Origin of the sequence: Paenibacillus sp. FSL F4-0236 (assembly GCF_038000135.1) — a bacterium.
GTDB lineage: Bacteria > Bacillota > Bacilli > Paenibacillales > Paenibacillaceae > Paenibacillus_AQ.
The window spans coordinates 3,451,455-3,464,333 of the sequence record NZ_JBBOBK010000001.1 but is presented as its reverse complement, the minus strand read 5'-3'; the positions used below and the strand labels follow the sequence as shown (position 1 = coordinate 3,464,333).

The 12,879-nt window shown below is 40.0% G+C and carries 18 protein-coding genes; 15 read left to right on the top strand and 3 right to left on the bottom strand.

Annotated features, from left to right (window positions below; translation table 11 throughout):
- The first annotated feature begins 126 nt into the window (after positions 1-126).
- The 8 genes from NSQ29_RS15845 (at position 127) to NSQ29_RS15810 (ending at position 4,630) form a co-directional block, all read left to right on the top strand.
- The gene (locus NSQ29_RS15845; RefSeq protein WP_076283037.1) at positions 127-315 is read left to right on the top strand and encodes a hypothetical protein; all 189 of its coding nucleotides are present in this window, start codon (positions 127-129) and stop codon (positions 313-315) included.
- Between the two features lie 163 nt (positions 316-478).
- Positions 479-1,045 (top strand): putative ABC transporter permease, encoded by a 567-nt coding sequence (locus tag NSQ29_RS15840; RefSeq protein ID WP_341125543.1) that lies wholly within the window; start codon positions 479-481, stop codon positions 1,043-1,045.
- Between the two features lie 145 nt (positions 1,046-1,190).
- Positions 1,191-1,655, top strand: coding sequence for a DUF523 domain-containing protein (locus tag NSQ29_RS15835; protein WP_341125542.1), 465 nt, complete (start codon positions 1,191-1,193; stop codon positions 1,653-1,655).
- A gap of 61 nt (positions 1,656-1,716) precedes the next feature.
- Positions 1,717-1,863, top strand: coding sequence for a hypothetical protein (locus NSQ29_RS15830; RefSeq protein ID WP_156113097.1), 147 nt, complete (start codon positions 1,717-1,719; stop codon positions 1,861-1,863).
- Positions 1,864-2,073: 210 nt separating this feature from the next.
- Complete coding sequence (locus tag NSQ29_RS15825; RefSeq protein WP_042193681.1) at positions 2,074-2,547, top strand: NUDIX domain-containing protein; 474 nt, start codon at positions 2,074-2,076, stop codon at positions 2,545-2,547.
- 18 nt (positions 2,548-2,565) lie between these two features.
- Entirely contained in the window at positions 2,566-3,183 is a 618-nt protein-coding gene (locus NSQ29_RS15820) for a histidine phosphatase family protein (RefSeq protein ID WP_341125541.1), read from the top strand.
- A 220-nt stretch (positions 3,184-3,403) separates the two neighbouring features.
- Positions 3,404-3,814 (top strand): ribosomal maturation YjgA family protein, encoded by a 411-nt coding sequence (locus NSQ29_RS15815; protein ID WP_341125540.1) that lies wholly within the window; start codon positions 3,404-3,406, stop codon positions 3,812-3,814.
- A gap of 24 nt (positions 3,815-3,838) precedes the next feature.
- Positions 3,839-4,630, top strand: a complete 792-nt coding sequence (locus tag NSQ29_RS15810) for a lipid II flippase Amj family protein (protein WP_341125539.1) — start codon at positions 3,839-3,841, stop codon at positions 4,628-4,630.
- Positions 4,631-4,648: 18 nt separating this feature from the next.
- Here NSQ29_RS15810 and NSQ29_RS15805 read toward each other — a convergent pair whose 3' ends face one another.
- Positions 4,649-5,425, bottom strand: a complete 777-nt coding sequence (locus tag NSQ29_RS15805; protein WP_341125538.1) for a hypothetical protein — start codon at positions 5,423-5,425, stop codon at positions 4,649-4,651.
- A 198-nt stretch (positions 5,426-5,623) separates the two neighbouring features.
- On the opposite strand from NSQ29_RS15805, the gene NSQ29_RS15800 reads away from it, so the two are divergent.
- Together NSQ29_RS15800 and NSQ29_RS15795 are read left to right on the top strand one after the other, a co-directional pair.
- Positions 5,624-6,481 carry an SDR family oxidoreductase gene (locus tag NSQ29_RS15800; RefSeq protein ID WP_341125537.1) on the top strand — a complete coding sequence of 286 codons (858 nt, stop codon included), beginning with the start codon at positions 5,624-5,626 and terminating at the stop codon, positions 6,479-6,481.
- Between the two features lie 368 nt (positions 6,482-6,849).
- Positions 6,850-7,245 (top strand): DUF4265 domain-containing protein, encoded by a 396-nt coding sequence (locus tag NSQ29_RS15795; RefSeq protein WP_042187136.1) that lies wholly within the window; start codon positions 6,850-6,852, stop codon positions 7,243-7,245.
- 139 nt (positions 7,246-7,384) lie between these two features.
- Here NSQ29_RS15795 and NSQ29_RS15790 read toward each other — a convergent pair whose 3' ends face one another.
- Positions 7,385-8,362: an alpha/beta hydrolase gene (locus NSQ29_RS15790; protein WP_341125536.1), complete on the bottom strand. Its 978-nt coding sequence runs from the start codon at positions 8,360-8,362 to the stop codon at positions 7,385-7,387.
- Between the two features lie 169 nt (positions 8,363-8,531).
- Here NSQ29_RS15790 and lepB point away from each other — a divergent pair, with 169 nt between their 5' ends.
- The 3 genes from lepB to NSQ29_RS15775 all read left to right on the top strand — a co-directional run bounded on the left by lepB (position 8,532) and on the right by NSQ29_RS15775 (position 11,317).
- Positions 8,532-9,029: a signal peptidase I gene (gene lepB / locus NSQ29_RS15785; protein WP_042187138.1), complete on the top strand. Its 498-nt coding sequence runs from the start codon at positions 8,532-8,534 to the stop codon at positions 9,027-9,029.
- A 126-nt stretch (positions 9,030-9,155) separates the two neighbouring features.
- Positions 9,156-10,193 (top strand): HD-GYP domain-containing protein, encoded by a 1,038-nt coding sequence (locus tag NSQ29_RS15780; RefSeq protein ID WP_042187147.1) that lies wholly within the window; start codon positions 9,156-9,158, stop codon positions 10,191-10,193.
- Between the two features lie 263 nt (positions 10,194-10,456).
- Positions 10,457-11,317: an alpha/beta fold hydrolase gene (locus tag NSQ29_RS15775; RefSeq protein WP_341125535.1), complete on the top strand. Its 861-nt coding sequence runs from the start codon at positions 10,457-10,459 to the stop codon at positions 11,315-11,317.
- Positions 11,318-11,390: 73 nt separating this feature from the next.
- Here NSQ29_RS15775 and NSQ29_RS15770 read toward each other — a convergent pair whose 3' ends face one another.
- Positions 11,391-11,708, bottom strand: a complete 318-nt coding sequence (locus NSQ29_RS15770) for a MazG nucleotide pyrophosphohydrolase domain-containing protein (RefSeq protein WP_094870124.1) — start codon at positions 11,706-11,708, stop codon at positions 11,391-11,393.
- Positions 11,709-11,805: 97 nt separating this feature from the next.
- Between NSQ29_RS15770 and NSQ29_RS15765 the strand changes: the two genes are divergently transcribed.
- The gene (locus NSQ29_RS15765; RefSeq protein WP_339247212.1) at positions 11,806-12,384 is read left to right on the top strand and encodes an LOG family protein; all 579 of its coding nucleotides are present in this window, start codon (positions 11,806-11,808) and stop codon (positions 12,382-12,384) included.
- A 103-nt stretch (positions 12,385-12,487) separates the two neighbouring features.
- On the top strand, positions 12,488-12,871 hold the full coding sequence (locus NSQ29_RS15760) for a hypothetical protein (RefSeq protein WP_341125534.1): 384 nt from the start codon (positions 12,488-12,490) through the stop codon (positions 12,869-12,871).
- Positions 12,872-12,879: the final 8 nt, after the last annotated feature.

The window sequence follows — 12,879 nt, the reverse complement described above, 5'->3', positions numbered from 1 at the left end:
ATGATTTTAACAATTATTGTATAATGAATTCAGGTACAACCTCATCAGAGAGTTTTCTCCAAATTCTTAGTAGCTTTTCGCAAATTTCACAGATCTCAGCCATTCTTGTAGCAGGGAGGAAATGAAATGCGTAGTCGGAATGAGAACAGCCGATATCGGCAAAAACGTGGTGAGGCTCTTGTAGGCAACTTTGAGAAAAAGTATGGTTCAAACTTTGGCGTACGTAGTGAACTTACAACGGATACGTTAAAGAAACAAGACGACGATCAGTCGCTAATATCGGCTCAGAATCACGAAGAACGGCTAAAACCATAAGCGTGGATGGATAGAGAATCCGCTTCACTTTTTATAATTTGTAATGAAGACATAACCTTTGGGTTATGTCTTTTTTGTTGCGCATATCTCCTGAAGGATTAAGGCATAATAGGGCCGGATGGATATTTAAGAAAATAATGACAACTAGGAGCGGTGTTTAAACATGATGACTTCTATATTTTCTTCAAGCGGAGATTCTGCGATGGCAGTGGCGGGCCAATATTTCTTTTATTTTATGATCTACTCTTTTTTAGGCTGGGTATTGGAAGGTACATATAACTTATATAGTAATGGAAGCTTTCGCAAAGAAGGCTTTCTAAAAGGCCCTTTTAAACCAATGTATGGATTTGCACCACTGCTTCTATTGATTGCCAGAGACTTAACCCTGCCTTTCCCAATTTTCCTCCTGCTTGCGTTAGTCGTTCCTTCAGCTGTTGAATACGTAAGTGGTTGGCTGCTAAAAACTGTGTTTCAAAAGCAATGGTGGGATTACTCAGGGATGTCTTATCAACTGCAAGGGCATATTTGCCTTCGATTCTCCCTATATTGGTGGGTGCTATCGGTAGCTTGTGTATATGGGATTCAGCCGTTTATGGAGCGTTTGTATTCACAAGTCCATAATGTTTGGGGAATTATATTTCCTTTCGTGGGACTCTATCTTATGGCTGATTTATTGTGGACTTGCTGGAGTCGGTATAGAAGTGAGAAGACCCCCCAATATCAAGATTAATGATGCCTATATGGACATAATAAGCATTCTTTTGTATATGAAGCACAAACATTTCAGTGACAAGCATTTCGATCTTGCATATCAGTTTTGTGTCGTAAATAATATAGCCATATATTAAATACTAGACGGACTGGTGGAGATAACGATGACAGGAAAGATTCTAGTAAGCGCATGTCTGTTAGGACATAAAGTGCGTTATGATAATGGTGATGTACCGTGTCTCGATGCTCGTTTCTTGAAGTGGTATGAGGAAGGGCGTTTTGTCCACATTTGTCCTGAGGTAGTCGGAGGGTTATCAACGCCTCGTCCTGATGCCCAGCGGCAAGGTGAGCGGGTAGTAACAGGTGCAGGGGTGGATGTTACGGAACCTTTTATGAAAGGTGCTCAAGCAACGCTGAAGCTGGCTACAGAACATCAAGTTACATTAGCGATATTAAAACAGGATAGTCCTTCTTGTGGTAGTCTTTATATTTATGATGGTACTTTTAGGGATACGAAGATGTCAGGAGAAGGTACAACTACGGAGTTATTACGGCAAAATGGCTTTAAAGTGTTCGGCGAAGATCAACTAGATGAAGTGGAGAAAGAACTTACTCGTATGGAGGGGTAAGTCATTCTTAAAGTAATAATTGGAACTCATGTTACATAGTGTGTATAAGGGGAACGAAGCAGTGTCCTTGGGAGAGGAAATGCCGTCCGAAGAGCCATCCTTCATTTGGGATTGGAGGCGGACGCAGATGAGTATTGACCAGCTCATTTCATTGCTTGTTCTTGTCATCATGATCGTACAGCTTGCCGGCTACAAAGGGAAACATTAAGCTCAAAGTCTCACCTCATTGTAACTGCTTCCGGACCTCAGAAAGTATTGAGCCGTTCGGAAGCTTTTTTTGTTCCACGCTAAGCATATTACCGAATCTAAAGGATTCCATCACAGTGATGTCTAATATATACATAATGTGGGTTTTTGGGAAGCCGGAGGAAAATAGGATGATGTTCTACAAAACGGTGTGAGAGGATGGATGAATAGCGTGCCGATGTCTGAGTATTATCAGGAGATCCGAGGGAAAGTGGGTTCAGAGTTATTAATGATGCCTTCCGTAGCTGCAGTAATAAGAAATAAAGAAGATGAAATTCTATTTATTCGAAAACCTGAAGAGTCCTTGTGGGGATTGCCAGCAGGCGCCATCGAGCCAGGGGAACGGCCGGGAAGAACTTTGCGCAGAGAAGTATATGAAGAGACTGGATTAATGGTGCATCCTACTTCCATTCTTGGGGTTTTTGGTGGAGGGAAATATAGATACGAATATAACAATGGAGACCAGGTGGAATATACAGTCATCGTATTTGAGTGTTCTATCATCCGTGGAACGCTGAGAGCAATGGATGGAGAAGTCGAAGAATTTAAGTTCTTTAAAGAGAGTGAGCTGCCCGAGATGGCCATTCCCTATCCAGTGGAGATTTTCAAGAAAGACCGTGAAGTGGCAAAAACGATATTTGAATGAGCTGGAGAGGAGTAACTCATGAAGACTTTTATTTATATGATTAGGCACGCAGTGTCACCTTTTGTGCTTGGAGATGAGAGGGAACGAGGATTATCTGATAAAGGGCATGAGGACGCATATAGAATTAAAGAACTATTGGCGGAGGAAGAGATCACACATTTTGTCTCCAGTCCTTATAGACGAGCCATAGATACGATTAAATATTTAGCTGAGGCATCGGATCAAGAAGTTGAGCTGTATGAGGAACTTAGAGAAAGAGCCATCGCAAGCGTTGAAATCGAGATCAGTGAACAAGAATTTCTTCAAGGTATCCGGGCATCATTCACAGACTTACAATATAAAATGCCAAATGGTGAGAGTACTCAGGAAGCGCAAGAGCGTGCGATCCCCATCATGAAGCAATTGATCCAGCAAAATAAAGGCGGCAAAATTGCACTAGGTACCCACGGGAATATCATGACCATTATCCTGAATTACTTCAATAAAAAGTATGGTTATGAGTTCTTTGAACAGACTTCGAAACCAGATATTTATAGGCTGGAATTTGATGAATTAGAGCTTACTAGTGTGGAACGAATGTGGAACCCTGAAGTACTTAGGGTTTGTTTGGATGACAAAAAAATATTTGAGCGGTAAAAAATCCATGTATTTCACTACAATCCTGTGGTTTCCCTATTTGGTTCTGTTTATTAATTTATTCGCAGCATGGTTCCCAATTACAGAAGCTGCGGATAAACCAGTCCCGGTAACGGGGTTACTCATAATAGGGGCCATGATTATTTATCCGTTTTATATCGTGATGATTAATATTATATCAAGCATAAATTTCAAGTCAGACGCAGGATAGAGGATGGAAATGAGAGTCAATGCTTTAAAAGAAAGAGTTATTTATGGATGCATCTGCTTAATTGTTATTGTACTGGGGTTATGCTCTAGAGCATTCTCGGAACAGCTACCTTTGTTTGTAACGAGACATTTTGGAGATGCGCTTTGGGGCAGCATGGTTTACTTTATGTTTCGTGTACTGCTAGTGAACCGGAAGCTGTGGATCGCTTTTATGTGGAGCCAGATGTTTAGCTTCGGCATAGAATTTAGCCAACTGTATCAAGCAGAGTGGATCAACAGCATCCGTGCTACCGTACTCGGTGGGTTGATTCTCGGAAAGGGATTCCTATGGATTGACCTTGTTCGATATACCGTTGGAATTACGCTTTCTTACGGACTGGATCAATACTTTCGCCCAAAACTGCACCGAATAGATAAATAGCTTTTAATGGAGATGAACCTAAAAATGGTAAATAGCTTGATTGTAGTATGCTTACTTACAATGATTATTCATACAGCAGAAACCTTATCTTATTCGGTAAGATACGCCGGGGTGAAGCTGAACAAGATAGCTATTGCTTTGTCTCTGACAGGCATTATTGTTCTCGTGTCAAGAACTGCAAACATGATTCAAGCTCCACTGACGGCTAAATTCGTAGATTATGCCAAAATACATTCTGATTTCCCACTTCTTAATTACTTGAGAATTATATTGTTAGCTTCTTCATTAGGGACATTAATTGCCATTGCTATTTTCCCTACTTTTGTAGGCTTGTTTGGGAGAATCATCGCAAAGCTTGAAATCGAAGGTTCTATTCCCAAGCTGCTTACGAGCGTAACGATCGGGCAGTTAAAAAATACTAGAAAATACATAAGAAAACCAAAAGTGAATCTATATAACTTCAGATACCTGGGGATTCCTAAACGTTTTATTGTTATGAATGTTTTTGTTACAGCCTTTTACACCGTAGGGGTCATATCATCTTTGTATGCTGCTCATCTGATGCCTCAATATAGCACGACTGCTTCTCAAGCCTCAGGATTGATTAACGGAATGGCGACTATACTGCTGACTATATTTATCGACCCACAGCTTGGTCTTATTACCCATAAAGCCACTGAAAATGTAGAATACCGTGATCAGCTAGGAAAAATATATGTGGTATTGATGGGTTCACGATTTCTAGGTACTATATTTGCTCAGCTCCTAATTGTGCCCGCAGCCCAACTAATTAGTATGTTAGTGAAGCTGATATGAACCGGTGGGAGCGAATCCTTATGGAAGCTTAGACTCTGCAGATCGTAGAGCTAGGGAGATCTTCTGCTCCCAGCTGTAAATATTCTGATGCATGTCATGAATTCGTTTCATTTGCTCATAGGATATTCTCATTTCTGATACTGCCTTAATCGCATCCCCTTGTTTTACAGCCGACTTATATTGTTTATCTGCTTCTGAACGAAATTTCTGTGCTACAGCGATATTCTTGTTCTCGGCGGTGATATGCTTCTTCAGAGCTGTGATTGGTGCCAGAGCATCTTTGATAGGCTTGATTTTGGCAGCTGTTTGCTTGCGGGCAGTTGCCAAAGCGTCTGTCTTGGCCTTAATTTCAGTTCGAGCGAGTGTTACCGCAGCTTTGAGCTTATTGCGTCTTAGATCCAGGAGAGTGGCTGTCTTAAAGTCCTTAGCTTTCTTGGCTGCGGTAGACTGCTTACTGAGTGTGCTGTATTGGTCCAGTAGAGGAGCATGTTTCTTTTGAGCCGACGTTGCTTCAGATGATAAACGACTCAGCAGAACCTTATCTGTTGACTCTATGACAGAGTGAATAGATTTCAGTGTTTCATTGTTCTGCTTACGTAGCATTTGAATTTTTGAGCTATCGGCCTTGAGGGCTACTTGAAGCGAGGTATAATTACCATGGAGACCGTTAATGTCATCTAAGGCTGAATCCCAGTCTGTGCCTGCAGAAGCTAATGTAAGGTTGATGTTGAGGAGAGCTACTACTAGGATTAATTGGACAAACCTCTTTAAATAACTAAAATTGTGAATAAACATTCATTTCAGCTCCTTAATTAGTCTATGTGCGCAAAAAAAAGCACCTCCAAGATAGGCATGAAAGCCTATCTTGCGAGGTGCTTCTCCCGCAGAAATATAAATGATACACTTACTATAACTTGAAATTAATGGATAGTCAATCCGAAAAAGAACATTTGTTTGCTTTTTTGAAATAATGAAACATAAGGAGAGTCAAAGATGAATTCACATCTAGATCGAATGCATGATCGAGTGGCCTTAATAACCGGAACCTCTAGTGGATTTGGACTGCTCACAGCCCTTAAACTAGCAGGACAGGGATTCAAAGTTGTAGCAACCATGCGCGATTTGAGTCGTAAAGGCGACCTTGAACAGCAGGCAGAGCAAACAGGACTCTTGAAGCAGCTTCATTTTATGACCATGGATGTTACCGATAGTGATTCTATACAGGCGACTATAACCTCAGTACGCGAAACATTCGGAAGAATTGATGTTTTGGTAAATAATGCAGGCTTTGCTATAGGCGGCTTCATAGAAGAGATATCTATGGAAGAATGGCGTCAGCAAATGGAGACGAATTTTTTCGGATTAGTCGCGGTGACAAAAGCTGTGCTGCCAGTTATGCGAGAACAGAAAAGTGGTACGATTATTAACGTGGGGAGTATAAGCGGGTTGTCCGGGTTTCCGGGGTATGCTCCATATGCAGCTTCCAAATTTGCAGTAGAAGGATTCAGTGAAAGTCTACGTCATGAAATGTCTCCTTATGGAATACGTGTAGTATTAATTGAACCTGGCTCCTTCCGTACTCCGATTTGGGGAAAAGGAATGGCACAAATTCGTCAAGTCGAGGATTCTCCTTATAGAGACCGTCTGGACGCTGTGCTACGATATTCCAAGCATACCGCTGAAACTGCACCTGATCCAAAGCAAGTGGCAGATCTCATCGGTCGTATTACTGAAATGAAGTCACCAAGGCTTCGGTATCCTATCGGCAAAGGCACCCGGATCTTGATCTTAGGCAAAACGCTGCTCCCGTGGAAATGGCTGGAGAGAATTATTGCGAAAGAATTGAGGTGATGGAATGGAGCAATCCATAAACTTAACAATCATTAAACTCATTGGATATGTATCCAGTTTGATGACCGTTTTTTTATGGTTTATATTTATATTCATTAATCCGTATGCTGAGGTTACGAATCAATCCAGTATTATAATAAGTATGGTAATGCTGGTGTTGCCTGCCGGATTACTTGCGATAGGTGTCTCTTTAAACAGAAGCCTTCTCATGCTTCTCGCCTTTATTTGGAGTTTTCCATACAGTTTATATATGTTTTTAACGCCGGGAATCTTCAGGTTGTTCGGGATTACAAGCTTAATGTATTTATTGTGTTTTGTGTTATTTAGAATCATCAAGATCAGATTTTGAATAGAATTGAGGTGTGCTGATGCTAGATTCGTCAGGACTACATATTTGCTTCGATCCAGCAGGCCGTGAAATTGAAATCCTTGATGTTACTCCAGTCGGTAAAGATAAATACCGCATCGAAGAGACGCCGATCTTTAATCCAAGTGTTACAATGGGTGATATTATACGGGTGAAAGAAGAGCTAGGGATCTATTACTATCAGGAAACTGTACAGAAATCTCATTTCAAAAGGTACGCTTGGCTCCTCAGTAAAGAGGCTGTTGATTCAGCAGCCATTTCTGCTTTTAAACAACGGATCACAGAGAATGATGGGAAATGTGAACAGATCTTTGGCGGTTTGTTGGTCATTCATATTCCTAAGAATACTTTGATGGACGTAGATGGGGAAATGAATCGCATTATTGAGCGGTTTTAAAAGTGTGGGTACGTAAATATTAACGAGTATGAATAAGAAAAAAATGCTGCGGCATGAAATGCAAGGAAGCTTGCACATGATGCAGCAGCATGGAGAATAGGTGAAACGGTTTAGACAATCTGAGCGATACAATCTATCCTTATTTTATTTCTTTCATAAATGTCTTAAAATTTTCGGCGATTTCTTTTGATTTGGTATGGTGCAGATAATGTCCTGCATCAAGTTTTACCAATTTTCCTTGTACGGAATTTTTGACTTGCTCTTCATGCAATGATATCCAATCTTTTAAGAGAGTATCATCCCCTTGAACAAAGAGCAAAAGGGGGAGATCCTTTGGAAAAGTTGAATTTAGAGCCCCTTTATAATTAGAAGACATATTTTCCACTTCATTTAAGTTAGTGTAATTATAAGTGTTTCTAAGCGTAAGCAATCTCAATTGTTCTTTAGTTTCATCATCAAACGGCAATTCAGCATAGGGATTTCCACTTGATTTAAATAACAATCTGCCCAAGCCTGATTCTCTAAGTAGTTTTAATTTTCCTGTTGGTATTTTAACACCTATTCTGTCTTCCGTTGCAATACTATTATCAATCCCGACAAATGCACTCACTTCGTTTGGATATTTGTTCACATAATTCAAACTGTACATACCGGAAATAGAGTGTGCCATTAGAATATAACGGTCAATATTAAGCTGCTTTACAGCTTCATGAATTTCACTCACAATGTTTTCTGTGGTTCGCTCTTTTTCAGTTCTATCACTTAATCCATAACCGAAAGGCTCAATCACAACAACTTTGTAAAATGGTGATAGTTCATCTATTAACAGCTTAAAATCAAGTCCCGGTGCCACCGTTCCATAACCAGGTAAGAGCACGACTGTCTCTTCACCATTTCCTTGAATCAAAACGTTCATATTTTTACCATCGACGCTTACAGACTGACCATAGGGTTTTATTTTAGCTTGGTCCGATTTATTGAGAAAAATATTAGCGACAAAAACAGTCACTAGAAAAAGCACTATTGCAGTAGCTAAAGCCCCTAAGGAAATAAGAATAATTTTAAGCGGTTTATTCATCCTTTTTTTTATAACCTCTTCTTCTGGTTTCACTTGCATCTTCTCCTGTTCTAATCGCTTTATTCTAGCTATCTTAACGAGTTGCTAAAGGAAGCTTACCCGATGAAGATGAACTATACATGACGACAATATGAACTGAATATGAACGAGCGAAAAAAGCTTCTGCACCGATCAAAGAGTTTATAAAATGAATATGAGGTGAGCAATTATGTTGAAATTTATCAAACAATATTTGCCTAGTGTTGCTATCGCAGTGGTCCTATCTTTGTTTGTAAGAACTTATGTTGCTGAAGCCATGAGGGTTCCTACTGGCTCTATGATTCCTACAATTGAAATTAATGACCGTCTAATCGTTGAAAAAATGTTATGGATGACGACACTCGATCATGGAGATATCGTCGTGTTTACGCCTCCGGTAGCAGGTGATGAGAATAAAAGATATGTAAAGCGGTTGATAGGGTTGCCAGGTGATACCATTGAAATTAAAGACGGAGCCCTTTACAGAAATGGAACGGAGATCAATGAACCCTATCTTAATGAGCGGATGAATTATACTTTTGGACCCGTTACGGTTCCGTCGGATCATTACTTTTTTCTCGGAGATAACCGGAATATAAGCTATGATGCTCATCTCTGGGCTACTCCTTTTGTAGCGAAGGATCAGTTGATTGGAAAAGTGATAGCGGACTTTAGTATTCCTTTTTAGGTGATGTTGCGGGGGTCTTTTGAACTAATTGAGAGTGTTAATGAGACTTTAACCATATTGTGACTTTGGAATAATTTAGCTATCCTTAAGGTAAAATATACCTATTGATAGGAAGGGTGCAGAATTTTGAAAGCTCATGTCACGGATCTCAAACATGGCGATTGTCTTATGTTGGACACTTTTAATAGTGTTGGTTTACACGTGCTCCCAAAAGGGACAATTGTTTACCAAGAAGAAATCACCCTCCTGATGAGACATCGTATCGATTATGTCGATATTGAACCTCGCAGCATTGCGATGGATAATGAGGGAACGAATCTGGAGCAAAGCCTAAATGGAAACTTTGATCTAGCGATCCAAAACTATGAATCTATTTTTCTAGAAGCACTCAGCAAGGGCAGTTTCACGCAGTCAGATGTTGATCTTACGTTGCAGCCCTTGCTGGAAAAAATGGATGAACATAAGGATGTAGTTTCCTTATTGCTGTTGCTTGAACGAGAAGACGTTGGTACATACAATCATTCATTACAGGTCGGACTGCTATCATTTTACATAGCGACTTGGTTAGGTTATACGAAAGAAGAACGCTACGAGATTAGCCGGGCAGGTTATTTACACGACATAGGAAAAAGTCAGATCGACCCATCTATCTTAAATAAGACGGGGATCTTAACCCCTGAGGAAACTGAAGAACTAAAGCGTCACACTTCGTATGGATACGATATTATTCTTAAATCTATGAATGACGAGAAGACCGCTCTGGTGGCGCTTCAGCATCATGAATTCGAGGATGGGACTGGTTATCCTAATATGCTTCGTAAAGCGGACCTGCACCCGTATACACTGATTGTGGCTGTTGCTAATGCCTATGTTGGGATGACCTCTGCAAGAGTGAATCAACCCAAACAAGGGCTGATTACCGTTCTGCGCAAGGTGCATGAGCTGGGCTTTGGCAAGCTGAATGGAAATGCGGTACAAGCTTTGATTGGACATTTACTGCCGAACTTCGTAGGTAAAAGTGTTCAGCTTAGTAACGGAGAGCAAGGTACGATTATTATGAACAACCCTTTGGATATTTTTAAACCGTTAGTGAAAGTAGATGAAACTACGTTTAGGGATTTATCCAAGGAGCGAAATTTGACCGTTGAGGAAGTATTTATTTAACGAATAGTTTTGTCTGGATAAATGGAAAGGCTATCTCCTGATTCAAAATCAGAGGATAGTCTTTTTATGTTATAATCGAAATTGGGTTAACAACCCATTAATATGAAGTAGGAGAGTGCTTATCGTGATTATCAAGTTCATTCGTTTGCGTTAATTCGAGGTACAATTCAATGATACCAACATCCATTTATTTCAAAATGTGACGGGTCTTATTTAAGTGTGCATCTTTGATTACCAAATTCGAATGAAATGAGGAATAAACAATGAGCGAAAAGTTATTTAAAGTAAACGGTATTGATATATGTTCGGATAGTTTTGGAGACCCCAGCAATCCTGCAGTATTACTAATTATGGGTGCCACTTGTTCAATGGTTTATTGGGATGAGGAGTTTTGTAAACGATTAGCAGATACAGGACGATATGTTATAAGGTATGATAACCGGGATGTGGGACGTTCTGTTGTATATGAGCCTGGGAGTTCTAATTATACGGTAATTGATATGGCCGATGATGCTGCTGGGTTACTTGACGCTTATAATATAGAACAGGCAAATATCGTTGGGATGTCCTTAGGTGGAATGATTGCACAAGTCCTTGCTATACGTCATCCCCAAAAAGTTCTAACCTTAACATTGATCGCATCTAGCATTTTTGAATCTGATGATAATGACCGGAACTTACCTCCAATGGATGAGAGGATCCTCGCTTTTCATGCCAATGGAGCTAGTCTGGATTGGTCAGATGAAGAAGCGGTCGCAGATTACTTGGTTTCCGGTTCCAGCATACTCTGTGGATCAAAACATAAATTCGATGAGAAAAGAGCGTATAAACAAGTTAGGATGGAAATAAAACGTGCTAACAACTTGCTCAGCATGTTTAATCATTCGCTTCTTACAGGAGTGGATGACTACGAAGGGAAGGCGAAAAATACCATGGTTTCTACCTTAGTTATCCACGGTACAGAAGACAGCGTACTTCCATTGGAGCATGGTCTGGCGCTTGCCGATGAAATTCCTAATGCGTCGCTACTAACCCTAGAAGGAACGGGTCACGAAGTTCACCCAGATGATTGGGAAACAATAATTAATGCTATTTCGAATCATACATTAGGCAGTAATAGTTAACGAGGCTTAAATAGTTAGATAAAGAAGGGTTACAATACGGTGATGCCGATTGTAGCCCTTTTTCTACTTCTCCTTAGGAATTAAAGCGTTTAACTAATTTTTCCTTATGTGCAGTAAATGCCTCTTCTAAAGTGATACCATACAAATCGGCTAACAAGGCTATATTGCCTAGCACATCACCAATTTCCTCAATCAAGTCGTGTTTCAGTTGCTCTGGTGGAGGGGTAGATTCATCTGGCCGATCTCTTCCGATTTCATAGGATCGTACTGCCCGTGCAACCTCACCTGTCTCTTCCATAAGAAATCCAACCCGTATAAAAGGACCATAATCGGTCCAGCCTCTTTGTCCATAATAACTTTTAATCCATTTCTGCACTTCATTGATCTCCATATTATGTAGCTCTCCTTAATCTTTTATATGATTTATTCTCCAACATATAGTATATTAGATGTCGGATATTATCAATATATAGTTTGGAGATGAGGATTTGAAATCAATTTGTGTTTTTGCAGGATCGAATTTAGGGGTGCATGAGGAATATAAAGTCAAAGCTGTTGAACTTGGAAACTACATGGCTATGAACGATTATCGCTTAATTTACGGGGGGTCAAAAATTGGATTAATGGGTGAAGTCGCCAATGCTGTTTTGAACGGTGGAGGTGAGGTGATCGGAGTTATGCCTAGGGGATTGTTTAATGGAGAGATGGTACATAGAGAATTAACGCAGCTGATAGAAGTGGACGATATGCATGGACGTAAAGCAAAAATGGGGGAGTTGGCGGATGGTTTTATTGCTTTACCCGGCGGTTTTGGGACTTATGAAGAGCTATTTGAGGTTTTGTGCTGGTCACAAATCGGTATACATAAGAAACCGGTAGGGGTTTTAAATATCAGGAATTATTTTGATCCTCTGATGAATCTAATTCAACACAGCATTAACGAGGGATTTTCTAACGCTTCGCATCTTAGTTTGTTAAATATAGATCAAGAACCCTTGGAACTATTAAAAAAATTAGAAAGCTATGTCCCTCAAACGTTGGAGCAAAAGTGGAAACAGCTTAACTAAAGAACAGTTACTGTAACAGATGAAAGGGCTGCCGAGAAGGAGCTCTTTTTCTGCTAATCATTGGTTGTAGTAGAATATGGGTATGCTTCAAGGAGGTGTGCGAATGAACGTAAAAAAGAATGTACTATTCATTTTGTGTTTAGTTGTAATTGTAGCTATTATTGGATGGATCACTATAGAAGTTGGGCATTCCAAATGGAATTTTGAACGTCAGTTAAATGCGGAACTACAGGGACTCCAAACCATAAATCAAGTAAATTATAATTCCGATGCTGATGCAGTGAAAGAAATAAGCCTAATGAAGCATCCTTTGAACATAAAGGTCCTTTCTACAACTCCTGAATTAGCACCAAGACCTGATTATTTTCGCGATGTAATGGTTGAAATTAATGATAAGCCTTTTAAAGTACGAATGGCTTGTTATACTAAACCCTTGTCTAATACCCCATTTGAAATATGGGATTTGAATCAAATTAACTTTGAATAACCTCACAT

What these genes read in the sequence shown, in the direction of transcription:
- NSQ29_RS15845 (WP_076283037.1), top strand. Translation starts at nt 127, where the DNA reads ATGCGTAGTCGGAATGAGAACAGCCGATATCGGCAAAAACGTGGTGAG.
- NSQ29_RS15840 (WP_341125543.1), top strand. Translation starts at nt 479, where the DNA reads ATGATGACTTCTATATTTTCTTCAAGCGGAGATTCTGCGATGGCAGTG.
- NSQ29_RS15835 (WP_341125542.1), top strand. Translation starts at nt 1,191, where the DNA reads ATGACAGGAAAGATTCTAGTAAGCGCATGTCTGTTAGGACATAAAGTG.
- NSQ29_RS15820 (WP_341125541.1), top strand. Translation starts at nt 2,566, where the DNA reads ATGAAGACTTTTATTTATATGATTAGGCACGCAGTGTCACCTTTTGTG.
- NSQ29_RS15815 (WP_341125540.1), top strand. Translation starts at nt 3,404, where the DNA reads ATGAGAGTCAATGCTTTAAAAGAAAGAGTTATTTATGGATGCATCTGC.
- NSQ29_RS15810 (WP_341125539.1), top strand. Translation starts at nt 3,839, where the DNA reads ATGGTAAATAGCTTGATTGTAGTATGCTTACTTACAATGATTATTCAT.
- NSQ29_RS15805 (WP_341125538.1), bottom strand. Translation starts at nt 5,425, where the DNA reads ATGTTTATTCACAATTTTAGTTATTTAAAGAGGTTTGTCCAATTAATC.
- NSQ29_RS15800 (WP_341125537.1), top strand. Translation starts at nt 5,624, where the DNA reads ATGAATTCACATCTAGATCGAATGCATGATCGAGTGGCCTTAATAACC.
- NSQ29_RS15795 (WP_042187136.1), top strand. Translation starts at nt 6,850, where the DNA reads ATGCTAGATTCGTCAGGACTACATATTTGCTTCGATCCAGCAGGCCGT.
- NSQ29_RS15790 (WP_341125536.1), bottom strand. Translation starts at nt 8,362, where the DNA reads ATGCAAGTGAAACCAGAAGAAGAGGTTATAAAAAAAAGGATGAATAAA.
- lepB (WP_042187138.1), top strand. Translation starts at nt 8,532, where the DNA reads ATGTTGAAATTTATCAAACAATATTTGCCTAGTGTTGCTATCGCAGTG.
- NSQ29_RS15775 (WP_341125535.1), top strand. Translation starts at nt 10,457, where the DNA reads ATGAGCGAAAAGTTATTTAAAGTAAACGGTATTGATATATGTTCGGAT.
- NSQ29_RS15770 (WP_094870124.1), bottom strand. Translation starts at nt 11,708, where the DNA reads ATGGAGATCAATGAAGTGCAGAAATGGATTAAAAGTTATTATGGACAA.
- NSQ29_RS15760 (WP_341125534.1), top strand. Translation starts at nt 12,488, where the DNA reads ATGAACGTAAAAAAGAATGTACTATTCATTTTGTGTTTAGTTGTAATT.